At 47.9% G+C, this 25056-nt stretch carries 28 protein-coding genes and 1 pseudogene; all 29 read right to left on the bottom strand.

Annotation, left to right across the window (positions count from 1 at the left end; genetic code table 11):
• Nucleotides 1–6: 6 nt before the first annotated feature.
• The 29 genes and pseudogenes from QOL74_RS04190 to QOL74_RS18540 all read right to left on the bottom strand — a co-directional run bounded on the left by QOL74_RS04190 (nucleotide 7) and on the right by QOL74_RS18540 (nucleotide 25044).
• The gene (locus QOL74_RS04190) at nucleotides 7–876 is read right to left on the bottom strand and encodes a YitT family protein (protein WP_283408185.1); all 870 of its coding nucleotides are present in this window, start codon (nucleotides 874–876) and stop codon (nucleotides 7–9) included.
• 4 nt (nucleotides 877–880) lie between these two features.
• A complete protein-coding gene (locus QOL74_RS04185; RefSeq protein WP_283408184.1) occupies nucleotides 881–1621 on the bottom strand; it encodes a WecB/TagA/CpsF family glycosyltransferase in 741 nt (246 codons plus the stop codon).
• Nucleotides 1618–2697, bottom strand: coding sequence for a polysaccharide pyruvyl transferase CsaB (gene csaB / locus QOL74_RS04180; RefSeq protein WP_283408183.1), 1080 nt, complete (start codon nucleotides 2695–2697; stop codon nucleotides 1618–1620). The genes QOL74_RS04185 and csaB overlap by 4 nt, the downstream gene beginning before the upstream one ends.
• Before the next feature lie 23 nt (nucleotides 2698–2720).
• Entirely contained in the window at nucleotides 2721–4901 is a 2181-nt protein-coding gene (locus QOL74_RS04175) for a DUF5693 family protein (protein WP_283408182.1), read from the bottom strand.
• A 76-nt stretch (nucleotides 4902–4977) separates the two neighbouring features.
• Nucleotides 4978–5325: a type II toxin-antitoxin system PemK/MazF family toxin gene (locus tag QOL74_RS04170; protein WP_488153919.1), complete on the bottom strand. Its 348-nt coding sequence runs from the start codon at nucleotides 5323–5325 to the stop codon at nucleotides 4978–4980.
• On the bottom strand, nucleotides 5319–5609 hold the full coding sequence (locus tag QOL74_RS04165) for a ribbon-helix-helix protein, CopG family (RefSeq protein ID WP_283408181.1): 291 nt from the start codon (nucleotides 5607–5609) through the stop codon (nucleotides 5319–5321). The genes QOL74_RS04170 and QOL74_RS04165 overlap by 7 nt, the downstream gene beginning before the upstream one ends.
• Before the next feature lie 59 nt (nucleotides 5610–5668).
• Nucleotides 5669–6853: an alanine racemase gene (alr, locus tag QOL74_RS04160; RefSeq protein ID WP_283408180.1), complete on the bottom strand. Its 1185-nt coding sequence runs from the start codon at nucleotides 6851–6853 to the stop codon at nucleotides 5669–5671.
• A gap of 5 nt (nucleotides 6854–6858) precedes the next feature.
• A complete protein-coding gene (gene acpS / locus QOL74_RS04155; RefSeq protein ID WP_283408179.1) occupies nucleotides 6859–7245 on the bottom strand; it encodes a holo-ACP synthase in 387 nt (128 codons plus the stop codon).
• Nucleotides 7242–7892 carry a hypothetical protein gene (locus QOL74_RS04150; RefSeq protein WP_283408178.1) on the bottom strand — a complete coding sequence of 217 codons (651 nt, stop codon included), beginning with the start codon at nucleotides 7890–7892 and terminating at the stop codon, nucleotides 7242–7244. The genes acpS and QOL74_RS04150 overlap by 4 nt, the downstream gene beginning before the upstream one ends.
• 141 nt (nucleotides 7893–8033) lie before the next feature.
• A complete protein-coding gene (locus QOL74_RS04145) occupies nucleotides 8034–9872 on the bottom strand; it encodes a complex I subunit 5 family protein (protein WP_283408177.1) in 1839 nt (612 codons plus the stop codon).
• 44 nt (nucleotides 9873–9916) lie between these two features.
• Nucleotides 9917–11983, bottom strand: coding sequence for a complex I subunit 5 family protein (locus QOL74_RS04140; RefSeq protein WP_283408176.1), 2067 nt, complete (start codon nucleotides 11981–11983; stop codon nucleotides 9917–9919).
• A 55-nt stretch (nucleotides 11984–12038) separates the two neighbouring features.
• Nucleotides 12039–13523, bottom strand: coding sequence for a complex I subunit 5 family protein (locus QOL74_RS04135; protein WP_283408175.1), 1485 nt, complete (start codon nucleotides 13521–13523; stop codon nucleotides 12039–12041).
• Nucleotides 13516–13893 carry a cation:proton antiporter subunit C gene (locus tag QOL74_RS04130; RefSeq protein WP_283408174.1) on the bottom strand — a complete coding sequence of 126 codons (378 nt, stop codon included), beginning with the start codon at nucleotides 13891–13893 and terminating at the stop codon, nucleotides 13516–13518. The genes QOL74_RS04135 and QOL74_RS04130 overlap by 8 nt, the downstream gene beginning before the upstream one ends.
• The gene (locus QOL74_RS04125; protein WP_283408173.1) at nucleotides 13890–14321 is read right to left on the bottom strand and encodes an MnhB domain-containing protein; all 432 of its coding nucleotides are present in this window, start codon (nucleotides 14319–14321) and stop codon (nucleotides 13890–13892) included. The genes QOL74_RS04130 and QOL74_RS04125 overlap by 4 nt, the downstream gene beginning before the upstream one ends.
• Nucleotides 14314–14619, bottom strand: a complete 306-nt coding sequence (gene mbhE / locus QOL74_RS04120) for a hydrogen gas-evolving membrane-bound hydrogenase subunit E (protein WP_283408172.1) — start codon at nucleotides 14617–14619, stop codon at nucleotides 14314–14316. The genes QOL74_RS04125 and mbhE overlap by 8 nt, the downstream gene beginning before the upstream one ends.
• Nucleotides 14616–14855 (bottom strand): hydrogenase subunit MbhD domain-containing protein, encoded by a 240-nt coding sequence (locus QOL74_RS04115; RefSeq protein WP_283408171.1) that lies wholly within the window; start codon nucleotides 14853–14855, stop codon nucleotides 14616–14618. The genes mbhE and QOL74_RS04115 overlap by 4 nt, the downstream gene beginning before the upstream one ends.
• Before the next feature lie 7 nt (nucleotides 14856–14862).
• Nucleotides 14863–15177, bottom strand: coding sequence for a monovalent cation/H(+) antiporter subunit G (mnhG, locus tag QOL74_RS04110; protein WP_283408170.1), 315 nt, complete (start codon nucleotides 15175–15177; stop codon nucleotides 14863–14865).
• A 75-nt stretch (nucleotides 15178–15252) separates the two neighbouring features.
• Complete coding sequence (locus tag QOL74_RS04105) at nucleotides 15253–15516, bottom strand: MrpF/PhaF family protein (protein WP_283408169.1); 264 nt, start codon at nucleotides 15514–15516, stop codon at nucleotides 15253–15255.
• Nucleotides 15513–16019 (bottom strand): Na+/H+ antiporter subunit E, encoded by a 507-nt coding sequence (locus QOL74_RS04100; RefSeq protein ID WP_283408168.1) that lies wholly within the window; start codon nucleotides 16017–16019, stop codon nucleotides 15513–15515. Before QOL74_RS04100 ends, QOL74_RS04105 begins: the two co-directional genes overlap by 4 nt.
• Nucleotides 16020–16239: 220 nt before the next feature.
• Nucleotides 16240–16647: a hypothetical protein gene (locus QOL74_RS04095; protein WP_283408167.1), complete on the bottom strand. Its 408-nt coding sequence runs from the start codon at nucleotides 16645–16647 to the stop codon at nucleotides 16240–16242.
• A 10-nt stretch (nucleotides 16648–16657) separates the two neighbouring features.
• On the bottom strand, nucleotides 16658–17011 hold the full coding sequence (locus tag QOL74_RS04090) for a hypothetical protein (RefSeq protein WP_283408166.1): 354 nt from the start codon (nucleotides 17009–17011) through the stop codon (nucleotides 16658–16660).
• Between the two features lie 14 nt (nucleotides 17012–17025).
• The gene (locus QOL74_RS04085) at nucleotides 17026–17193 is read right to left on the bottom strand and encodes a hypothetical protein (RefSeq protein ID WP_283408165.1); all 168 of its coding nucleotides are present in this window, start codon (nucleotides 17191–17193) and stop codon (nucleotides 17026–17028) included.
• A gap of 363 nt (nucleotides 17194–17556) precedes the next feature.
• Nucleotides 17557–18039: a CBS domain-containing protein gene (locus QOL74_RS04080; protein ID WP_283408164.1), complete on the bottom strand. Its 483-nt coding sequence runs from the start codon at nucleotides 18037–18039 to the stop codon at nucleotides 17557–17559.
• A gap of 99 nt (nucleotides 18040–18138) precedes the next feature.
• Nucleotides 18139–18660 (bottom strand): dCTP deaminase, encoded by a 522-nt coding sequence (gene dcd, locus QOL74_RS04075; RefSeq protein WP_283408163.1) that lies wholly within the window; start codon nucleotides 18658–18660, stop codon nucleotides 18139–18141.
• A 223-nt stretch (nucleotides 18661–18883) separates the two neighbouring features.
• Nucleotides 18884–19870, bottom strand: a complete 987-nt coding sequence (locus QOL74_RS04070; RefSeq protein ID WP_283408162.1) for an RnfABCDGE type electron transport complex subunit D — start codon at nucleotides 19868–19870, stop codon at nucleotides 18884–18886.
• A gap of 14 nt (nucleotides 19871–19884) precedes the next feature.
• On the bottom strand, nucleotides 19885–21207 hold the full coding sequence (gene rsxC / locus QOL74_RS04065; RefSeq protein WP_283408161.1) for an electron transport complex subunit RsxC: 1323 nt from the start codon (nucleotides 21205–21207) through the stop codon (nucleotides 19885–19887).
• A 21-nt stretch (nucleotides 21208–21228) separates the two neighbouring features.
• Nucleotides 21229–22041 carry a 4Fe-4S dicluster domain-containing protein gene (locus tag QOL74_RS04060; protein ID WP_283408160.1) on the bottom strand — a complete coding sequence of 271 codons (813 nt, stop codon included), beginning with the start codon at nucleotides 22039–22041 and terminating at the stop codon, nucleotides 21229–21231.
• A gap of 3 nt (nucleotides 22042–22044) precedes the next feature.
• Nucleotides 22045–24438: pseudogene (gene fdnG, locus QOL74_RS04055) on the bottom strand (formate dehydrogenase-N subunit alpha); the annotation flags it as partial.
• A 12-nt stretch (nucleotides 24439–24450) separates the two neighbouring features.
• On the bottom strand, nucleotides 24451–25044 hold the full coding sequence (locus QOL74_RS18540; RefSeq protein WP_283408159.1) for a twin-arginine translocation signal domain-containing protein: 594 nt from the start codon (nucleotides 25042–25044) through the stop codon (nucleotides 24451–24453).
• Nucleotides 25045–25056 lie beyond the last annotated feature (12 nt).

The raw sequence follows: 25056 nt of genomic DNA, 5'->3' as shown, positions 1-25056 counted from the left end.
GAAGGTTTATACTGAACTGTTACCCACCTCTTTGAAACCTTCTCCCAGCACTTCGTGAATGGTGGTGACCATCATAAAGGCATCGGAGTCAACTTCATAAACCAGTTTTTTCAACTTGGCCACTTCTGCCCGGTTGACGACGCAAAGAAGCATGGTACGGTGAGATCCGGTATACATTCCCTTGGCTTCCAAACCGGTGACACCCCGGCTCAGTTCGCTGATGATGCGCTGACTGATCACCGCGGGTTTATCGGAAATGATATAGAAGGCCTTGGCATAACTGAGGTCTTCCACAATAAAATCAGTCAGTTTTACCAAAATATACAAGGCAATAATGGAGTAAAGAGCTGTTTCAACACGCCGCTCTACAAGTCCGGCCACAGCGACAATCATGAGATCCAGGATCATCATCATTTTGGCGGTACTCAGTGAAGGGAAGTAATGGTTGAGTATTGCTCCTGCTAGGTCGGTTCCTCCCGTTGTACCACCCAGCCGAAACACCAGCCCCAAACCAACCCCCATGGCCACACCCCCATAGACGGCCGCCAGAAGAATGTCTGATGTTAACGTAACCGTCGATCCAAACCCCATTGAAAACAGGCGGAGAAACAGGGAGAGCATCAGGGTGGCATAGGCGGTTTTGGCTCCAAAGGCTTTACCCAGAATCATAATCCCCGCCAGGAAGAGGGGAATATTAATGACCAGATTTGTCAAATCCATGGGAATTCCGGTTATTCGCTGAATAACCACCGCCACGCCAGTGACACCGCCCGGGGCAATGGTATTGGGTTCCAGAAAAAAATGGAGGGCAAAAGCCATCAAAGCACTTCCCAGTGCAATACCCGCGTATTCCAGCAATACTGTTGTTTTTTTCATAGCTTCACCTGTCTTTCATTTCATCCTTTTTCATCCATAGCGCTTTCCACAAAAACACCGGTAAGACAGACATGCGCCCCAAGCGGGAAGGTTCCTGAAGTAAGCGATAAAACCATTCGATGCCGAGCTTCTGAAAGAATGCCGGGGCCCGTTTCACTTCTCCCGCATACACATCCACACTGCCTCCCACTCCCATCATTAAACGGCTTGATACCTGGCATCGTTTTTGATTGATCCAAATTTCCTGTCGGGGAAATCCCAGACAAACAAAAAGGACATCCGGTGAAGACTCGCGAATCAACTCCAGTACACCATCCTCCTCATCACTCTGAAAGTATCCATGATAACAGCCGGCTACCCTAATGCCCGGGTACTTTTTTCCGATGGTGTTCACTGCTTTTTCAGCACGTCCCGGTTTTCCTCCCAGCAGAAAAAATGAGAGCTGTTGCTGATGACAGCAGGCAAGCACTTTCTCCATGGTGTCAATCCCTGTGACACGTTCTTTCAGTCCCAGATTTTTCAGACGTGAAGCAATGATCAGGCCGATACCGTCGGGAATAACCAAATCAGCTGATTGCAGTGCAGCCATTAGTTCCGGGTTTGTGTTTGCCGCCATGACCATCTCCGGGTTTGGCGTCATCAATGTACTGGTGGTTTTTTCTGAAAGCATTTCGGAGATTAATGATTCCATCTGTTGGTTGGTAACAGGATTGATGGGAACTCCCATGACCTTCACCGGCTTCATGACGGTTCCTCCTTTATGAGGAAGTTTTGGATCAATGCAGCGTTTTGTGCAGATTTTCGACAGAGTTCATCCCGCTGTTTCATGAGATTTGACTTGTGCTGCTCCTGGTCTTTCAGGAATGCCAGAACCGTGTTAATTAACTGGTCTTTGTCGAGGGTTTCCACTTCTCCTGCACAGGGCTGTTGCACCAGTTTCAAAAAACTGGTAATTTTGGCTTCATAAGAAAGCCCCACCATTGGCACACCTGCAATGGCCGCAAAAATAAGAGCATGCAGACGCATTCCGATGATAAAGTCCATTTCTGAGATGGCCCGGATCATCGCTGAAGGTGTTTCATCCACTTTGATAACCGCTGCCTTTTGTGTCATTTGACTCATAATTTCCTCAGAAATACGGGTATCCGCCGGGGGCTGCATGGGCAGAAAGTACACCTCATAACCGGAACGTGCCAGCAAATCTGCACAGGCCGCCACTGCAGGCAGATAGATCGACTGATTTTTCCAACTACGAACAGATATTCCCACTTTTCTGGACTCATGATTCTCATCGGATACACCTCTGCCTTGAAGGACAGGAAGTGTAAAAGCCGCATCTGCAGTGACGGTGATGGGACGTTGAATTCCCAAAGCCTGCATCAACTGACGTGATTCCTCATCCCTTACGGTGATCAGATCCACCTGATTAATCATCTGTCTGACCAGCCACCGGTTCAGCGGTCTGGTGATGGGCCCGAATCCATTACCGTAAAATGCCACCTTTCGACCAAATACTTTTGCTAAAAAAATGATTCCAAGATAATACATAAGACTGCGGCTGCTGGTCACATCCTGCAGAATCGAACCGCCGCCGCTCATCACCAGGTTCGCCTTTTTAATGGAATGAAACACTTCGAAAAATCGATTTCGGCTCACGGCCATAATTCCGTATCTCTCTGCTGTTTCAGCTGCTTTATAGCTCAAAGCTGTCAACGTCACCTGGGGCATCTGTTTTCTAAACTGACCCACAATTGCCTCAAGAATAGCTTCATCACCAATGTTGTTGAAACCGTAATAACCGAAGATAAAGATGTTTTTCATGATATGATCCTTTCCCGAGGCTCTCATTCTGTCTTCTCCATCAGTCGCCATAATCTGACGCCCCAGCGCTCCAGCAACCAGACAAATCCAATCATCAGCGCCAGATAAATGACTGAGAAACCAATGCCAGCTGCCATAGAATAAGCTGTTCTGATAACGGAAACCAGCACCGGTGTGCGCAGGTGACTGAAAGTATTCACGATGGATGTCTGTCCAATCACCGCCGCAAGCCCAGCTAAAAAGATCAGGGATTTGTAGCGCAGGGAAGCCAGATAAGCTCCCAATAATAATGCGGGGAAGGCAACGGTGAACTCTTTGGTACGGGGTCTTACCAGCAAAGATTCCTCCAGAATATTACGGATAATCATTTCGATTTCCGTGGGTTGAAGATTCCCTTCATGCCCGGTGCGGGCAATATAAATATAGCCGGCCACCAACAGAAAGCCCATAGCTGCCACATAGAGCACTTTAATGTTTTCCATCAGCAGAGCCCTGATTTCTGTTGGCCGAATGCCCGGTTCAGCCAACCGGTCTTCGCTGCGAAGGTATCCAAAATAGTGGAGAAATATCAGCCCATAAAATGCAATGGGAATCAACTGGCTGATTTTCACGCCTCTAAAAATATCCATTTCCAGCAAATAGCGCACATCTGAAAGCAATGCCGCCACCAGCAGGGCGCCTATGGATGAAATCAAAGAGACCTGTATCAGCAACACCACGCCTTCTTTCATGCTCTGAAGGTATGAAAAGCGCTTTTTCTGTTGGTGCCATTTCCACATTTGACGACAAAAGTGATCCATTCCAAGTGATGGAAAAAGGATGGCTGCTGCCATGGCCGTCAGTTTTTCTCCCCATCCCGTTCGCCAGAATAACAGAAAAATCAACGGCACTATTCCCATCAGAAACAGGATCACACCAACCCGGTCTGACAGGGGAAACAGCTTTCTCAGCAATAAGACTGCGGCGGCGGCAACGCCAAGTGCCATTAGGCTTTGTAAGGCCAGTGATGGATGCGCTTCGGGAAAAACCGAAGCTTTCCCCAAAGAAAGACCATGGCGGGCAATACGGGTCTCAAAGCGCTGAAAAATCGTTGCATATTCCTCTGGATCGGTGACATAAACAGTAGTGCTTTCCTTGAAAGGTTTAAAATAAATCATTCGGATATTTCGTTCAGTCACTGCACGATACAACGTATTTTCGATTTCTTCAGCGCCGTCATAGTGATAAAAACGATAGCGTTCCTGAACGAACGGCCACACATTAAAGACACGCACCGCCTGATAGTCAAGGCTTTCAGTAAGGGTTTCTATGCCCTCCTGTTCCAGATGTTCCCGTTGAAATGAGGTTTCCACTAATCCGGCACGAATTCCATGTTGATTCATGAATGATGTCAGGAGTGACAGGCTCTCGTCTTCCGCTCCCGGTAACTGTTTCCCTCCAAAAAAAAGAATGTCTGGAATTATTTCGTGCGTGGTCAGATCATCCAGGTAACCACGCAGGTAAGTTTCACCACCCCAGTCGCCATAGCTGAAAGGCCGGGGCATTACCTGAAGGCCAGCCTGCTGTATAGTGCTGATTTTATCCTGATCAAATCCCAGTCCCAGGCGGGTCAGCTGAGAGGAGTGCAGTCGGCGCTCCCTGAAGTAGTTCTGTCCTTCAAAATCAGTTAAATCAGCTGGGGGGTTATAGACCGCATCTTCAATCGTGCCGTGGATAATGATCACTGAGCCGTCATCCCCAGGCTGAAGCGTAAACCGATCTGTTTCATACCGGCTGTGTAATCCGGCAGCTATTTGCTGGTAGAGCGTTTCTTCTTCTGTCATGATAACCACATCATAATCTCGGATGCCCACAGTCTCATGGTAGGCAGCCAATGCAGAAGGTGTTGTTTTCTGCCAGTTCCACTCTTTCAGGATATCCTGCCCCACATCAACCCTCAGCGGCTTCAATGCCTGTCTTAACAGGCCAAGGCTTTCTTCTTCCAATACCACATGGGTGGCCCCCAGCTGCCTGAAGTAATCCAGCCACCAGACAGTGTTGTGTTCCGACTGCCGCGCCAGCTCATTCACTTCAAAATAATCCACATATATATCCACCTGATTCAGCTGAGCTTCAGCTTTCATGCGACTCACCAACGACAAGCCGCTGGCAAGGATACTGACAATGATGCATACTATCAGAAATTTTTCGAATTTGTTTTGCATATGCAACCGCCTTTTCAAATGATTTGCTGCTGATTTTGCCCTGCAAAAAAGGCCTAAGAACAGCGGATCTTAAGCCTTAAAAATCAATTAACCCCAGACTGATCAGTAACGCCTGGTTTATCTGATCCATCATGTCATCATCAATTTGTCCAAGCCGTTGTTGAAGGCGCCGTTTGTCAAGGGTTCGAATCTGCTCCAGCAGAATAACTGAGTCTTTTGACAGACCATAATCAGGCGCTTTGACTTCAATATGGGTGGGTAGCTTTGCCTTGTTGATCTGTGTGGTGATGGCGGCCACAATCACCGTCGGGCTGTATTTATTCCCAATATCATTCTGCACGATGAGGACCGGTCTGACACCACCCTGTTCAGAACCAACGGCAGGACTCAGATCAGCATAATAGATCTCCCCACGCTTTAACATGATCCCTCTTTCCATTCGGGGCATCGCAATTCATACTCTTCCAGCAATGTACGTTCAATGCAGACACCGATTTCTGCCAGTGCCAGATTGATGGCGCCCATTTCTTCGTAACCAATGCGCATGTTCTCATGTAATTGACATCGGTTTTTTTCGCAAAGAATCTGCTGGACCGCTTCCCGAATAAACTCATTGAGGTTCTTGTTTTCAAGATGGCTGTATACATCCAGTTCCTGCAGCATATTCTCCGGCAAACGTATGGTCAGCTCTTTTTCATGATTTTTCATCAGGCACCTCCGCAACAGACATTCGTTGACGCTATTATACCCGAAGGGGTTTTAACCTGTCAACCAACTGTCATTTCAAGGGATGGGTCCCATACAGCCACTGTCACACCCTGGCGGATGTACACCCGGGGAACTCGCCGACTGACCATGCAGGTGATTTCATAGTTGATAGTTCCCAACTTTCTGGCAACATCATCCACCGTATCGCCTTTGTCTGACGTGGATGCATACAGCGTCACTTCATCACCCCGTTTGACATCAAGACCCGTCACATCAATCATGCATTGATCCATGCAAATGCGACCCACCACCGGCACTTTTTTCCCTTGTATCATCACTTCCGCTTTTCCGCCGAGTGACCTGGCGAAACCATCGGCATAGCCCACGGGAAGCGTGGCAATGACAGCCTGATCTGAAGGGCGGTATGTCAACCCGTAACTGACCCCAGTGCCCGGTTCAATGGCTTTCACATGAGCCACACGGGTTTTAAGTGCCATTAATCGCTTCAGTTTAATCCGGGAATGATCCACATCGGCTGAGGGATAAAGGCCGTAAAGCATAATGCCGGCACGTACCATGTCCATGTGAGTTTCAGGCATGTCAATGATAGCCGCGCTGTTGGCAGTATGTTTCATTTTGATGCTGCAACGACGTTTTTCAAGCGCTTTCAGCATCCATTGATATTTATCCAGCTGGCTGTGGGTCTCGCTTTTATCGGCATCATCTGCTGCTGCATAATGGGTGAAAATTCCTTCAACCTCAATGCCTGGGTACTGACACAATTCGGCAATATCATCAGCCGCCTGGTCATTAACCTGAAATCCCAAGCGTGACATTCCTGTATCAACCTTCAGATGCAGGCAAACTTTTTGTGATGCTGCCACCGCAGCCTGGGAGAAAGCTTTCGCCTGATCCAGGGTATAAATAGTTTGCTTCAGTCGATGCCGGATCACCAGTGCAGCCTTATCTTCCGGTGTATATCCAAGTATCAGAATGGGCATTTCACAACCGCTGTTTCGCAATTCCAGGGCTTCAGTCAGTGTTGCCACAGCCAAATGCGCTGCCCCTAACCGTTCAAGTTCCCGAGCCATCATAACCGCCCCATGGCCATAGCCATTGGCTTTGATGACGCCACAAACGGGCGTTTCCAGTGAAAGGTGCTGCCTGATTTGATTCAGATTATGTGCCAGATGATCCAGATAGATTTCTGCCCACACAGGCCTGTGCAGCTGTTCCGGTTGCATCACACTCATCCTCTCGTATCCATCTTTTGTCCCAGTGCTGTGGCAATGGCCGAACACCGGTCATGAGAAATGCTGACAAGGATCTGATCAATTCCTTTTCTATCTGCAATTTGTCGTGCACTGCCAAAAAGGGTCACCCCTGGAGCACCCGCATCATCATGACAGATTTCGATCTCATGCCAGGCGATTTTTCCAATTCCAGTACCCAGCACTTTACTCACAGCTTCTTTTGCTGCAAAATAACCTGCTGCAGATGATACGGGCAGTCCCTTATCCATGAGCCGCTTGATTTCAGAGGACCTGAGTATGCGCTCCAAAAATCGGGGACTTTTTTCCATGGCCCTTTGAATGCGGCTGATTTCAACAATGTCAACGCCTATAGCTATAATCATTTTTTCACCTGTTTCTGCCGGTCCGGTTGCGGTTGAAAAGCTATCTGACTGTCCAACTTTTCCATTTCTTTGGGCCCCACCAGATGATGCAAAAACGAATACCAAGTTTCCAGCCGCTCTGTCACCTGTTCTTTTTCTTCCCGCAGCTGATTCAATTTATCCCGCAGTTCCCGGATTTGTTGATCCAGTTTCTGATTCTGTTCATCACTCTCAAGCATCTGCCGGCAGACGGCACTCGCTGTTTCTTCCAGCAACTGTAAATTAACAGCCTCAAGCCGGTCTGGCAGTGATTCCAAGCGTTCATAGGCACTTTCAAGTTCCTCTGATGTTTTACGCAGTGTATCTCGCTTTATGTCCATCTGCTGGATATTGGAGGAGTCATTCCCATTTTGGTTGAGGGTGTAAGAATGCTCCAAAATTTCCTGTGTCAGCTGCTTTTTCATCGTTTTCAGCTGTCTGATTTTTTGCTGCAGCTGTTTCTGTTCCTGAAGAACAGCTTCTGTCTCCTGCATCAATTGTGTCATTTTTCGATTGCGTATACCATCGGTCATTTTTTTCCATTGGGCATCTCTTGAAAGCAGTGGCAGTTGAGCCGCCTTGACCACTTCTGGATCAAAATGGATTTTGGGACACTTTTTGAAAAACATCGCCTCACTCATTTCTGCAAAAGATTAAGATTGGCCGGAGTTACCGCTCACCAGTCTCATGCTGACAATTTTTCGACGTTTTTCCATGTATTCCTGCAGGTCTATTGACCCAATGACTCGATGACCAATGAGATAAAACGACTAAAAGACCAGCCTGGAAATCACCAATGCACCCATGATGACGCAAAGAATCAAGGCATAAATCAGTGTATCTCCAAAGATAATGGGCTTTTCATACCGGGTTACGCAAAACTCCGGAAATTTTTCACAAACAGTGGTGACCGGTGTATAAATAAACTTCTCTGCATTCATCCAGGCAGGCAACTTCAGGTGGAACAAATGGAACCGGTGCCCCACCAGAAACATGGCAAAACCCAGTGCGTAAATCACCACCATGCCGGTGAGATCCTTCACCGTCCAGAAATTCATGTTCGTCAGGTAATTACCTATAAATCCAGCGTCATAGGAAAAAGCCATTGCTGCCGGAATCAGTATTTGCTCTGGAAGCCAATTGGGAAACAGCCCAATGAAAACTATGAACACAGCCAATACCGCCATGGATACTGCCATGCGCTTGGAGTCACGGGCTTCTTCACCAAATCCTTCAGGCTGGCGACGTAAAAAGATAAAATAGAAAAATTTGATAAAGGAGCAAACGGTGCCGGCACTCACCACCTTGAATGCCCACTCAGCATATTCAAAAGAAGGGTGCCCGTATTTGAAGGCCTCATCAATGGCGTGGTGAAGCATGGTTTTACTGGCATAGCCATTGAACCCGGGCATGCCGGTAATTCCCAGTACAGCTATGAAGCAGAGTAATGCGGTGACGGGCATTTTTCGCCACAAACCACCCATATTGTACATATTGGTTTCACCTGTCTGGTAAAATACTGCCCCTGCCACCATGAACAACAGGACTTTAAAAAGAGAATGGTTCAGCATGTGATAAAGACTTCCCACAAAGCCCATAGGGCCAATGTAGCCCAGGTAGCCTGCTACACCAATCCCCATAATCACATATCCCATCTGACTGACACTGTGATAGGCCAGCATTTTTTTAGTACTTCCCTGTTGAAGTGCCATAAAAACACCAACAATCATGGTAAGAATGCCCATCCAAATGATCACAAAGCCGATATGCTCAGAAACACGCCAAAGCATGGGGTAGAACTGGAGACCTCTGCTGATATCCACCGAAAAAATCACTGAAACCACCTTTAGAATACCATATGCACCCACTTTTATCAGCACACCGGATGAAAGAGCGGCCACCGCAATGGGGGCTCCGTCATAAATTCGGGGAATCCAAAAATGGAAAGGTACCATTCCTGCCTTGATACCAAAACCAGCGACAAAAAAGAAACCAATCAGGTATTTGATCATTCCCAGCTCACTGAACCGAACGGCTAAATTGGTCCACTGAAAAGTTCCTGTATAGGCTGATAAAAGTAAAATGCCGCTGAGGATCATCAGACCACCGATAATCCCCATATAGATGTATACAAAACCAGCTTCCAGCTGCTCGTCACCCCGATGGTACACCATGAGGGCATATGAACTGAAGGTCATGATTTCAAAAAACAGGAAGAATGTCAGCAAGTCACCGGCCAGAAGCGTTCCGATGGTGGCGATGTAAGTGACGGTGTAGAACAGATAATGAATGTCTTCGCGACTGTAGAATCCAATGACAAGAAAAAGAAGCCCCGACAGCATCAACAGGGGAAAATTCAGCAAATCAACCCGAAAAAAAACGCCATAGTCAAAAACGCCGCCGATTCGATAGACAATTGGTTCCAGTAAAATTTCCGGCAGCGTGAAGAGAAACATCGCAGTGGTTAATAGAATGAATCCTTTGGCAGCATTTCGTCGAACTGTACGATGGCCTTTTTCAATCAGGGGCAGGATCAACAATTCTAAGGCTATAAATGCAACAAACAGGAATGGCAGTCCGATTTGGATAATCAGGCGAGCCAGGTTCATGGTCATGCTCCTTTCGAAAGGCGCCGGTCCAACGGCTGCCGAAGCTATCTAAAATAACCAGCCAGAAAAAAGAGACTGGTGACAAGTATCAGGGCGTAGATGTACACATCAGCATTATTGGTTCTCATTTCATAATGCGCAGTGATCCCTCTGGATAATCGCAGGACATTTTGATAGATCGGTCTGTACAAAATCAATTCAAAATCCATCCATTTTGGCATATGCAGGTGAAATAGATCAAATTGACGGCCTGCAACAAAAATACCGATTCCCAGCAAGTAGACGGGTACCATGCCCATCATATCTTTTGCGTTGAAAAAATTCATTCCCACCAGGTATTTGTTGATGAAATAAGCGTCATAAGTAAATCCGGATGCCGCCGGTATAATCAGCTGATCCATGATGAATCCTGGTGCCATTCCAATTCCAATGATCAGCAGCGCCAGCCCTCCCATGGCCATTTGCATCATGCCATTACCCTCTTTGGGCAATTGCTGATATTTTTCCGGGCATTTTCCCAGAAAAGCATAGGAAAACAGCTTGATAAAGGAACAGACGGTACCGCCACTGACAATGGTAAAGATGATTTCAGCGTATCTAAAAGAAGAATGTCCGTACTCATAGGCTTCCACGATGGCATGATGGAGAATGGATTTGCTGGCAAATCCATTAAAGCCGGGCATACCTGTGATTCCCAATGCTGCAATGAGACACACCAACGCTGTAAAGGGCATTTGCCGCCAGAGTCCTCCCAGCTTGTACATATCCAGTTCATGGGTACGCAGATAAATGACACCCACCACCATAAACAGCAGTGCTTTGAAAAATGCGTGGTTGATGGTGTGATAAATACTGCCGGCAAATCCCATGGCTCCTATGTAACCCAGATAGGAAGCCACTCCAATCCCCATGACAATGTATCCCATTTGACTAATGCTGTGATATGCCAGCATTTTTTTCATATTTCCCTGTTGCAGTGCCATAAAGACACCCACCGCCATGGTGATGATCCCAATCCATATGATCACAACACCCATATTTTTTGACAAAGACCAAAGCGGATCTGTTTTATCTGAAATCAGTTCTGCCGCAGGCATAAAGAAACTGGTGCTCATTCTTAGCAGACCATATGCGCCAATTTTGATGAGCAAGCCAGACAGCAAGGCGCTTGCCGGAGTCGGTGCCACGGGATGCGCCTTTGGAAGCCAAATATGCAGGGGGAGCATACCGGCCTTGATGCCGAACCCGATGATGAAAAGCCCGGAAATGGCATACTGAAGCCATCCCAGTTCGTTCAACTCTGTTGCCAGGAATACGAAATCCAGGTGATTGGTATTGAAAAGCAGCAGAATCATGCCAATCAACACCGACAGCCCACCACCAACCCCCATATAAATATAGTTGTTTCCCGCCAGAATTGAATCTGGAGACTGATTATGGGCCACCAATAAGTATGAGCTAAAGGTCATTAGTTCGAAAAACAGGAACATGGTAAGAATGTCTGCTGCCATCACTGTTCCGAGAACACCGCCGAAGGTGATGGACATGAAAAGATAAAATCTGTCACGGTGTTGCTCCATGCCCATGTATTCGTGGGCGTAAATACTCACCATGAGCCACAGGATCCCTGCCGTACTCACCATGATATAACTGAGCATATCCACTCTGAAATGGAGCCCGTAACCGAAAACGCCGGGAATGGTGTTGATGATACCACCCTCTGCCACCTGAGGGTACATGGCCAGTATGAGGACAAAAGTGCCAAATGTGCTGAAAACCACCGTGAAATCACGAAAATTCTCTGACCGTTTGCCAATGAACGCTTCCACAGGCCCTCCAAGCAAGGGCACAAAAATTGTCAAAAGGGGCAGGTATGGATATGCAGCAAGTGGTTCCAACAATTTCACCATGCCAGTGAGAAAACCAGGCAGATTTGGATTTATTCCCTCTGCTGTTCGTCCCAGTACCATTACAATAAAAGCGGCCACCAGCAGGAGCGTAATGGCAAACATAATAATGCAACTGATGCAAAAGTAGTTCATAATCCGATGATACCACTTATTCAGCGGTTTTCCGACATGTGACTGTCGGCCGGTTTCCTCTGACACCATTTTCTTTCCTCCGTCTCACAAATCATTCTCTCATCACATCACTTCGTGACTGCACTTACATGAAAGTTTGCATCGCCTGCTGAATAATATTCATCACCAGCTGAGGGAAAAACCCAAACAAAATGCACAAGCCGGCAATAATCACCATCGGTCCCGTCATTGTCAATGGTAAATCATCTTTTATGAGCACATTTTTATGGTCTTCCCGTTCCCGAAGAAATGCACTGATAATAATGGGAAGATAATAAACGGCATTTAGGAAACTGCTGAGAAGGATCACCAGCAGCACCAGGGGGCGTCCAGCCTCCAGCACTGCAAAACTCAAGTACCATTTACTCATGAATCCATTGATTCCAGGAATGCCGATCATTCCAAGTGCGCCAATTGTAAAGACCGACATGGTAATGGGCATCTGGTATCCGATTCCTTCCAACTCCCGCACATCTCTTCTGCCCGTTTGGTAAATCACGGCACCAGCGCTGAGAAACAGTGCTGATTTCATAAGGGCATGGGTCACCACATGAAAAAGAGCCACCGACAGACCGCTCTCAGTGGCCAGTCCAATCCCCAGTACAATATAACCAATCTGTGCCACACTGGAATATGCCAATATGCGCTTAATATCCTTTTGTCCGATGGCAAAAACCGATCCCATGATCATGCCCACCATGGCAAAGTAAGTCATGAAAAGAGGAATATCCACCTGAGTGATAATATCCATGCCAATGACCCGGAAGAGCATTTTAATGGCCCCGAATAGATAGATTTTTACCACCAGACCTGACAACAGCGCACTGGAAGGTGTTGGTGCGGTAGAATGAGCGTCAGGCAGCCAGGTATGCAGGGGGAAAACTGCCGCTTTGATACCAAAACCTGTGAGGATAAAACCAAGGGCTACCAGAATATTGCGGGGGTAAATCTGCCAGGCCGCCTGAATTAAATCGTAATTAAGCGTCATGTTGAGTGTTCCGGTAACCATATATAAAAAAGCAATTCCAAGCAAAATAGACACTGACCCAATGGTGCCCAGCATCAGATATTTGAGACTGGCCATCAGGTTTTCCTTTTTTCGCTTGATGGAAACAATGCCGCAGGAAGTCAGGGACAGGATTTCCATAAAAACATATAAATTAAACAGATCGTTGGTTAATATCATTCCGACCATGGAGAACAACATTAAAAAAATCAACACATAATAGCCAGATACCAAATCCGGCTGAATTTCATGTTCCACATCACGGAAAGAATAGACAATGACCAAAGTGGACAGAATCATCACCAATACTGTCATGGCAGCAGAAAACTCATCCACTAAAAACTCGACTCCGATGGATGGATGCCATTGTCCAAAGTGATAGGCGTAGGCACCGTGTTGCAGCACACGGACCAAGCTGGAAACTGAAAACAACGAGGCGATCGCCAGGGAATAAGACAGATAGATTTTAATTTCAAGGTTCGTCAGCTTTTCTGCCAACGGAATAATCAGAGCTGTTCCCAACAGCAGCATCAGGAGGTAAACCGGCAGGTGCATGCTAATCATGTGCCTCTTCACTCCTTATCTGCATGATTTCGTCAAGCTCAATGGTGCCATAAGCATCATATATTTTAATGATCATACTCAGTCCGTATACCGTGATACTGACTGCCACTACAATACCTGTCAGAATCAGGGCAGAGGGCAGTGGATTCACATAGACCGCCGGCGTACCATCCAAGTTCAGAATGGGTGCCTGCCCTCCCTGAATAAATCCAATGGATACGAAAAGAAGAAAGACGGACGTCTCCATAATATTTATTCCAATAATCTTTTTAATCAGGTTGGGATGCGTCAGCACCGTATAAAGTCCTATGACAAAAAGAAATGAGGAACCGATATAGTTGATGTTTTGAACGATAAATTGGAAAGTCACGCGTCATGCTCCTCCTCAATCATAGTATGAAAGAGTGTAATGATGGTGCTGCCCACTTTAAGCCCGATGGCTACAGTAATCAATGGAATAAACCCGCCACTGAGGATTTCACCAGGTTCTCCCATGAAAAATCCCGCTGCACGATTGGTCAGGAAAAGATGCCCTGTCCAGATTCCCACCAGTCCCAGAAAAATATACCAGAGTATCGCTCCGCTTTCCAGTCGTTTTGACAGATGGTGAGGCATCTTCAAATGCCCTTTGTGAGCACCGAAGGCCAGTGTGTAGAGAATGATGCTGGCTCCAAGAATGGCCCCCCCTGGAAAACCGCCTCCCGGGGAAAGATGCCCATGAAAAATGACAAAAATACCATACAATTGGATAAAGGGGATGATCATCCGGCTGATAGATTTGACAATTAAATCATCCATGATGCACTCCACCTCCATCAGGCTTTTTATCTTTTCCTGAAAGCACCGTCAACACAGCTGCAATGGATGTAAAAAGCACGGTGGCTTCGCCCAGGGTATCAATGGCACGGTAATCTGTAATAATATCCGCGATGACATTGGGTGCCTGAGTTTCTTCCAGGGACCGGTCGAGGTAATGATGAGCCACCTCATTGTAGGACGGATTGTCAGGGTTTCCCATGGGAGGCATTTGCATGAAACTGGAAATCATGATGGCCAGCATGCCACCCAGTGCTAAAAAGATCAGTATTTGCTTCATTTTTCCATCCTCCTGGTTCGACTGATGACGGCAATGAACATAATGGTCGTCACACCTGCCCCAATGGCTGCTTCTGTCATGGCAACATCCGGCGAACGCAATAGTAGCCACAGAACTGCCATCACCAGACTGTATGCAGCAAAGATAATCACCGCGCTAAGTAAATCTTTCGTACGTTCAACAGCAATGGCACAGAGAATCAAAAAAATCACAAGGATTACATTCAGCAGTTCCATTCCGGCATCACTCCTTTCCCATGACTTTTACTTCCGACGGTTTTTCCTGAGAGTGATAGGCTGCTTTGGCAATGATATGCGCCGCCGTGGGATTGGTGATCCAGATGAAAACAAGAATGACCAGCAACTTCAGGCTGATCATGTGAAAACCCTGGTGTACAATGAGTGCCACCAGTACCAGCCCTGCTCCCAATGTATCGCATTTTGTGGTGGCATGCATTCGCGTAAATGCATCGGGCAAACGCAGTAAGCCCATCGTACCCACCAGAAAAAAGAAGATACCGCCAACAAGTAGTATCACAATTAGTCCATTCTGAATCATTTTTAATCCTCCCGGGTGGCCTATTTATGCTGCAAAAAGTTGAGCGTCAGTCAGACCCTCAACTCATCAATTATCCTAATAAAGCTTCCCTTTTTCAATATATTTGGACACACAAATAGTGGCGATGAATCCCATCATGGCATAGATCAGTGCCACATCCACAAAAATTTCCTGACCAGTGATGATGGACAGCAGTGCAATCAGCATCGCCACCTTGGTGGTAATCACATTGATGGCCACCACCCGGTCAACCGCCGTGGGACCTGCATAAGCTCTGTAAAGACAGAAAAAAGTCAAAAGTGCCAACCCAATGGATGTGGCGATAAAGGCAGTATTCATTCGCTTTCCTCCTGTCTGACCACCCAGGTTTCAATAAAGCTGTCTTTCATGGCTTCTGCCGCTTCGTCTGTCAGTGCATGGATGATAAAACCATCTTCATCTATATCCACTGTCAGTGTGCCCGGCGTCAGCGTTACCGAATTGCCAAAAATAACTTTGTTCATATCATTTTTCAGCATCATAGGCACCCTAATAAACTGAGGTTTAATGGGCAGCGCTGGATTAAGCACTATTTTCGCCACATCAATATTAGCCTTGACAATTTCAACCAAAAGGATTCCAATGAAGTGCATCATGTTTAAAAAATGTTTTAAACGATATAATGGCATTTCATCTTCATGAAAGAGCAGGTCTTTGGAATAGATCACCACCAACAGGCTCACAGCACCACCCAAAAAAACGGTTTGAGCGGAAATGCCAGGAGAGAGAATCAGCCAGAAGCCAAATAAGAGCACGAAAGGAATTCCATAATACTTCACTTTACTTTCTGATGGGTCAGACACTGAAAACACCCCGATTATCTGTTGATTTTTTCATTCACACCTACCACAACCTAGTATAACATATGAACACACGGGTGACAAAACAGAAATAAAGGTTTCTCCAGTATAAATGGAAAAACCTTTGCGTGTCATCATTTTATTAAGTGTTTTTGTCGAATTCAGTATGATGGGCGTCAAAAAAACCAGGCACCCATCTGTTCAGGCAGTTGATGATACCGGTTTAGTAATTGGCTTTTGGTGCCTCCAATCCCTTGCCGGTCAGTTTTTTCAAACCAATCCATGCATAACAGGCAATGGCTGCTATCACCCCTAATCTTCCACCCACACCCACATAAGTAGTGCCTCCGGCAATATACAACGCGCCTGTAAAAAGTCCCACCACTGCCATTTCTTTCAGGTTGGCCACATTTTTCTGGGCCACCATGCCTGCGTAACTGGCACAGGTAGCCACCACTGCCAGCCCAGTGATCCCAATGATCCCTTCCACCTCAAGATAACGAAAGAGTACTCCCGCCACCAACGTCACCACTGCGGATCCAAACACGCCACCTTTACCCATCACGACAGAAATATAATAGGCTGCCATTCCCGCAAAAATTGATATAAGTAAAATGATCACAGCTTCCATGGTACTCCTCCTAACTGAAAAGGTTCATAATTGCCCGGGTGATATGCGCCGACAATGCTGCTGTGGTTCCACCTTTGCCGCCGATCCCGGCGTAAATTTCAGGAGTGTACGCAAGTACCAATCCAACCACAACGCCACCCACCAGAGATGCGAAAAAGGATGGAATGACTCCCAGGCCTGACATACCGACAAAAGAAGCCGTATAAGTGGCACCTGCCAAAGGAGCAGGTAATAAGGCCGCAGCCACCACGCCCACCATGCCATTGGCAATGATGGCGCCGTAGCCCATTTGATGGTTAATAAACCAGGTGATCATGACACCTGCAACGGCACAGGCCAACGTTTGCATTTTTGCTTTGTCCATGTGTTACTCTCCCCCTAACCTTTCAACTCGCCGAAATGATCTTTCAGGGCTACGCCGGCCAATACTGCCAGTGCCACCGCGATAACCGCATGAAGTATGTTCTCCTGACGTACCACGGCCGTTCCCAGAAAAGCAAAGCTGGTGGCCGCAAATAAAACAAACCCGCCCATTTTTCTCGTCATGGTGATCCTCCTTATTTCGAACTATTCCTTCCCCTATTGTACTGCTTTGTTAAATACTTGTCTAGATTAACATGATAATTTATTTCGACATCTTTCATCGATGTGAATTGTTAATACAATATCAATCATTCACTTCACAAAGTATGTGTTTTCTCCATAAAAAATGGCCTGATCAAAGGCCATTTGAGATTGAAGACGAAAGGCTTTGTTCAGGCCAGCTGATTCCAAACTTCCAAGGCTGTCCTTTACCAGATCCCTTGTCTTCATCTTATTTTGTCTACAGTTTGAAATGGGCTTTCGAAGGCCATTTTATCCAGAGAATCATATGATATGAAAGTAAAGGATGCTGCCAAACCATTTCAGCTACATTTTCTTTTCATGTTCCAGATCACTGGCATAGGCACGAATAATGTCTCTTCTGGTGACAATTCCCACCAGTTTTTCGTTTTCTGTGACCGGCACCCGATTCACCTGCTTACGCGTCATAATGGTGGCGATCTCTTCCACCGTTTCGTCCACATCCACAATAACCACGTCACGGGTCATGATATCTTCCACCCGGTACCCTACCATTTTTCGAATCTGTTCTTCCATTTTTTTGGTGTTGTCCAAAAATATATAGCTGTCCAGTATGGTGAAATAGCGGGGAATTTCCAGTTTCTTACTTCTGTAAATCAAATCACCCTCAGTCACAATGCCAATCACTCGACTATTTTCATCCACAACCGGCAGCCCGCTGATATTTTTCTCCATCAACAGTTCAATGACATCATTAACGGTATCATGTGCTGTAACGGTCACCACATCGGTCGTCATGATGTCTCTTGCCCGCAGATCTTCTGTCATCTTAAGCCCTCCTTCAATTTCGATGTGCTTCCTTCGTTAGGATCATACCCTTTTCACCGGGAGATTACCGCACTCATAGGAGTATCCGGCAACTATCCATTATCTTTCGAAATCCTTGTAGAGCATGCTGGGCTGAATACCGGTGTTATTCTGGTACTTGCCATTGTGATAGGGCTCATGGTCTCCCTCAATGGTATGATAATAAATCTGGCAGATTTCCACATCAGGATAAATACGAATGGGATGGATGCAAAAAATTTCCAGGGTCCAGTACCCGCAAAAACCCACATCTCCAAATCCGGCGGTGACATGTATAAACAATCCCAGCCGGCCAATGGATGAGCGGCCTTCCAGCATGGGTACCAGGTTAAAGGTTTTGGTATGTTCCTGAATTCTGCCCAGATAAAGCCGCCCAGGTTCCAGCAGGAGGCCCTCTTTGGGGATGATCAGCGAGGTGGTGGGATTAGGTGTCTTCATGTCTAATACAGGGCTGTCATAGGTTAACAGCTCATCGTGGAGCTTCAGGTTGTAACTGTTGGGATTCAACTGTTTTTCACTAAAGGGTTCAATGAAAATATCTGTTCCCATTCGTGCATGAATTTCTTTTCCCGACAAGATCATGGGGCCACCTCTTTCATGATGATTTCTGAATTCTTCAGCGATTTCATTGTATCAAAGAACCCCTTGTCTCACAACCCGGAGCTTATTCCCGGTTATAAAAACAACCCTGTTGCGATACAGGGTTGTTCGTACTATTGACCACAAATGATGTAGAAAAGGGCAGCCTTGTAGAACTCGTTGGTGTCAGCTGCCCAGACCAAATCCCATTGTCTTCAAATCAGCTTCAGATATTTGATTCTGGCAGGGTGATGTGTCTCGCCGCTGTTTTTCGGGGTTCGCTGAAAGGAAGACGGCGGGTCATTTTTTCAATGGTGGGGACAAATGCGTTCATGATCAGGATGGAAAAAGCCACCCCTTCTGTTGGCGCTAATCCAATTCGGAAGACAACAATCAATACACCGATGGCAACTCCAAAGACCACCTTGCCTTTTTCGGTAATGGGACTGGTCACCCAGTCAGTCGCCATGAAAAACGCACCCAGCATCAACCCGCCCGTCACCAAGTGTAAGAACGGGTTCTGGCCGGTGATGGCTGCCAAAACAAAAACCGTACACAAAATGGAGCCAGGAATGCGCCAGTTAATATGACCTCGATACAGGAGATAACCGCCGCCAATAAGCAGCGCCAGGGGTGAAACTTCTCCCATGGCACCGCCGGGGAATCCCAAAAACAGACTTCCCACCGCCGGCATTTCCAATCCCTGGTGAAGCATGGCCAGCGGTGTGGCATGGGTCATCACATCCACCGGACCAAAATTGACGTTCCAACGCATGAACTCAGTGCCGATGTCCACAAACCAGGGGCCCAGCAGAATCATGGCTACGCGCCCAAAAAGAGCTGGGTTGAAGCGGTTCCATCCCAAACCACCCATCAGTTCCTTGGCGACTCCAACAGCGATGAAGGTGGCCAGTGCCCCCTTCCACCAGGCAGTGGTGGCCGAATAACACAGGGCAACAAACAAACCCGTCAGCAGAGCGCTGCCATCTCTCAGACGGTGAGGCTGATGTTTGAAGCGCCGGAATGCGATTTCGGTCAATGCCGCCGTTCCCATACATACAACTATGAGAAAGATGGCATAAGCTTTAAAGAAATAGACGGCCACCAGTGTGACAGGCACCAGGGCAATCATCGTGTCTCTCATGGCTTTGCCCACACTTTCTCCAGATTTCAAATGCGGCGCCGGTGTTATGACCAGTCGTTGCTGTTCCATGTACATCCTCCTTTCTATCCGGTTTTTTTCTGCTGTTTCTTTTTCAGCGCCGGCTGCACCCGGCGAATCATATCGGCAATGGGTCGCCGGCCAGGGCATAAGTAAGCGCAAATGCCGCAGTCCATGCAGTCCATCGCATTCCATTCCAGCAATTCATCCATCATTTCCGCTTCGGCATAAACGCTCAGCTGGTTGGGATACAGCATCATGGGACAATGTTCAACACATTTTCCACAGCGGATACAGTCGGTGAAAGCTTCCTCTTCATATGTCATTTCTGCGGGTAGTACCAACACACCTGTTGTGCTTTTGACAATGGAGGATGTCAAAGTTTCCTGGGCCACTCCGGTCATGGGTCCCCCCAAAATTATTTTGTAACCATCTGTCTTGGAAACACCACATTGCTGCAAAATAAAATCGACAGGTGTCCCAATGCGCATCGTGAAATTGCCAGGCTGTGGAATATCTGGACCACTGACAGTCACCACCCGTTCAATGACCGGTTTGCCCAATGCCACGGCTTCATACCCGGCAATTGTGGTGCCCACATTGCGTACCACGCACCCCAAATCTGCAGAACGGGCACCCCGGGGAACATCTCTGCCTGTCACTGCTTTAATGAGATGTGACTTGTAGCCCTGGGGATATTTGACTTCCAGCGGTACAATTTCAAAATCGTTCCTTCCGGCTGTTTTTTCCTTCAACAACTCAATGGCATCCGGTTTATTGGTTTCGATCCCAATGCAGCAACGGCTGGCCCCAATGCAACGCATCATAATAACTGCTCCGGCAATCAAATCATCTGAACGCTCCAGCATCAGCCGGTGATCACAGGTGAGAAAGGGTTCACATTCCGCTCCGTTGATTAATAAGGTGTCCACGGGAGACCGGGGACTGATATTGATATGAGTGGGAAAGGCAGCGCCCCCCATTCCCACCAGGCCTGCTTCGCGAATCATCCGGCGTAATTCCTCCGGTGTCTGTTCACTGGGATTGATTTGATCGGTAATCGCAAATGACTGCTCTTCCCCTTCTCTTCGAATTTTAATGGCCAACCGTTCGCCGCCTGCATAACAGGGGAACATATCGACAGCTTCCACCACGCCGCTGATGCTGGCGTGTACGGGTGCACAGAAAAAACCATCACTGTCGCCAATTTTATCTCCCACCCTGACCCGATCTCCCGGCTTTACCAGCGATTCATTGGCTTCTCCCAAATGCTGGAGCAGTGGTATCACCACATGATCGGGAATGGCCATCGGCTGTATGGGCAGATGTGCAGTATATTCCTTGTAATGGGGGATGTGCGCACCCCCCTGAAAGGTTCTGGCTTTCACAATGTCACCTCCTTTGATTCATTAGCCTGCAGACTCATCTGCACCCGGCTTCCTGTGTTCCTGTTGAATGATTCGTCGCTTTAATTGAGTGCTTTTTTGATAATTTGACCACAATCCCAGGCCCATGGCCAGAACCACAAAAATACGCAGCGGTCTGAACAGCAGACTCCAGAGTCGTGCCTGCAGTGATACCACAGGATTTTCCGGCAAATAATAATGAGTGGGGACATCTTCCAGTATGAAAAGCATGCCTGTTCCTGATAGTTCATCCAGTCCGTAAAGGGTGGCCCTGGAATTTCCCTGCTCCTGGAGGCTCATCACTTTCCGGCTGCCCCGATTAATGAGATCGCCACGATCGCCAAAGGTAATGGCCCCTGTGGGACAGGCATTGGCACAGGCCGGCTGGTATCCATTGGCCAGACGATCATAGCAGAATGTGCATTTTGTGGGCAAATCTGTCTTTCGGTCAAAGCTGATTACTTTAAAGGGACAGTTGGCAGCGCAATAGTTGCATCCGATGCATTTGTTAAAATCAATGTCGACGGTTCCAGCATCGGTATGATGGATGGCTCCCACGGGACAGACGATTTCACAGGCAGCTTCGGTACAATGCATGCACCGCTGATTGCCAAAAAACCATTTTACCCCCTGATCTGTTTCTTCTTCCTGAAAAGTGATGCGCATCCAGGTGACCGGCGATACCCGTGGTGGATTTTCATAGGTGCCTGTGAAGGTTGTTTCATCCGCAGGCAGCTGATTCCATTGCTTGCAGGCCACCTGACAGGCACGGCAGGCCATGCATTTGGAAGTGTCAATAAGAATGGATTTTTTCATCCCTTACACCACCTTTCTGATTTGGCACAGGAATGCCTTATATTCAGGGATGGTGGTGTTTGCATCGCCGATGGAAGGTGCCACATCATTGGTGACAGGTCCTTTTGAAAGTCCTGCATATCCCCAGTGCCATAAAATCCCCACCATTTCAATGGTTTTACCACCCGCCTGAAATGATTTCACCCGCGGCGTCACACATACAGGGGCCTGAAACTCACCACGCTGGCTGGAAACCACCACCTGGTCACCGCTGACGAGGCCGTGGTCCGCCGCCAGAGTTGGACTGATTTCGACAAAGAGCTCCGGCATGGTTTCCACCAGCCAGGGCATATTCCGGGTCATCATACCTGTCTGATAATGCTCACTCAGCCGATAGGTGGTGGCCACCAGGGGGAAGGCACCCGATGCATAGTCTGCCCGGTCGTCAGGGTACCAGACCGTAGAACAGGGATTAAACTGAACAGATGATACCCGGTTGGCCAACGGACTTTCCCAGGGTTCATAGTGCTCGGGGAAAGGCCCTTCCACCATGCCATTACTGAAAAGCCGTGCCCTGCCTTCGCCTGTCATGATGAAGGCGTTGCGGGCAGACTCTTCCGGCAACAGAGCCGCATTGAAGTCCGGCACATCATACCGGTTCCATCCACTGCCGTTCCATTGAAATAGCGGCAGATCAGGATTCCAGGAATTGCCGGCAGGGTCTGCGGAACAGCGATTATAGAGAATACGCCGGTTGATGGGCCATGCATAGGCCCATTCCGGATGGTTTCCCACACCTTCCGTCTCCCTGATACGCCTTTGGCAGGCAGGTTCTTCTTCGTTGGCATAATAGCCGGCATAAATCCAGCATCCGGCGGCTGTTGAGCCGTCATCCTGCAGTTGGGCAAAGCTGGTGAGCAGTTCCCCCGTGCGTGTGTCATACCCGTTGATTTCCATGGCCACCCGTGCCGAAGAAGCATCTTCGCCATAATCCCAGTTCATCTTGAGAATTGGATCAGGAAAGACGCCACCATCCACCTGATAGGCATCCCGAACGGCCCGGAACAGGCGGTCAACAATCCAAAGGTCGGAATGACAGTCACCCGGCGGGGTACCGGCTGCATACCGCCATTGAATCCATCGGCCGCTGTTGCTGATGCTCCCGTCCCGTTCCATGTGAAGTGCCGCCGGCAGCAGAAAGACTTCAGTGTCAATTTCTTCAGGGTTAACGCCGGGCTCTTTCCAGAATGTGGCTGTTTCATTCTCAAAAATATCCACCGATACCAGCCAGTCCAGCTTGGCTGAATTTTTCCGTTTGCGTGCAGCTGTGGGGCCGCCCACCGCCGGATTGTCTGCCCAGCAGACCATTCCTTTGATCTCACCGTCTCCCATGTATTTGGAAGTGGCAATGTGAGACCGCTCTTTATCAATCTTGGGAAGATAATCATAAGCATAATCATTACCAGGGGTGGCGTGTTCTCCCCAGAAAGCTTTCAGCAGACTGTTCATAAATTTGGGCCGGTTTGCCCAATATCCGCCGGGAGATGTGGCATGATAAGCTTCCAGCGTGGGATGGAGGCTTTCGCTGGGTACCGGCATATACCCGGGGATGATATGGTACAGCATGGCCATATCGGTGGAACCCTGCACATTTGATTGTCCCCGCTGGGCATTGACACCACCGCCCGGTCGTCCCATATTTCCCAAAATTGCCTGAAGAATAGCGATGGCTCTTACATTCTCTGCCCCGTGGGTAAACTGGGTAATACCCATGGCATACATAATATTGCCGGCTTTTTCAGGTTTCCCGGTGCTGCAGAACAATGCGGCACATGCCTGTAGTGTTTCCAGCGGACAGCCGATGATCTCACTGACTGTTTGCAGGTCATAACGGCGAAAATGCTGTTTCATCAGCTGATAGACACAGCGGGGATCTTCCAGGGTTTCATCTGACAGCACCTGTCCAGCTTCATCTGACTGGTATGACCAGGTGGTCCTGTCGTACACCACTTTTTCTCCACCAATACCGTCATCCATTAACCGGGCCCCTGAGAACATTCCGTCTTCAAAATGATAGGCTTCATTTACCAAATATGCGGCATTGGTATAGTTGATGAGATATTCATGATGCACCAGGTCATTTTCAAGTGCATACTGGATCATCCCGTTGAGAAAAGCCAGATTGGTTCCCGGACGAATGGGAACATAGAGGTCTGACATGGCAGCGGTTCGAGTGAACCGGGGATCTACACAAATCAGCTTTCCGCCCCGGTCTTTGGCCTTCTGAATCCATTTCATGGATACCGGGTGATTTTCTGCCGTGTTAAGACCAATGTTCATCATCACATCTGAATGCTGGTAATCGATCCAATGATTCGTCATGGCTCCCCTGCCAAATGTGGCGCCGAGACCGGCGACGGTGGAGGAGTGTCAGAGACGGGCACAGTGATCGATGTTCACCAGACCCAAGCTACGGGTCATTTTATGAAAAAGATAGTTTTCTTCGTTGTTGCACATGGCACTCCCCAGCCAGGCAATGGCCGGCGTTCGATTGACAGGAACACCCTGGCTGTTTTGGGTAATGAAAGTATCATCCCTGGTTTTTTTGATGCGGGCGGCAATGGTTCTCAGTGCCCAGTCCCAATCCACAGTTTCCCAATCGGCACCACCCGGCCGTCGATAGAGTACCTGGGTAACCCGACTGGGATTCGGCACCGGTTTTCCTTTTTCATCGTACACATAGGCCATGTTCAACAGAGAACTCCCTTTACTGCAGAGAGCGCCCTCGTTAATGGGATGATCTGGATCACCTTCTGTATTGACCACCTGGCCCTCCCTCACATGGCAAATAATGCCACACCCCACCGAACAGAACGGGCATATGGTGGTGACTTCATGGGCATAATGCAGCCGAAACCGCCGATAAGTCCCATGAGCCACCTCACGAAATCCAATTCCATAAAGCGTCGTTGCCGCAGCTGCTGTCCCGCTGACTTTTAGAAACTGTCTTCTGGTTACCTCCATACGTTGCCTTCA

This window comes from Anoxynatronum buryatiense, assembly GCF_900182905.1.
GTDB lineage: Bacteria > Bacillota > Clostridia > Peptostreptococcales > Tindalliaceae > Anoxynatronum > Anoxynatronum buryatiense.
Note: the sequence above shows the minus strand (reverse complement) of the source record. Positions and strands in the feature narration are given on the sequence as shown.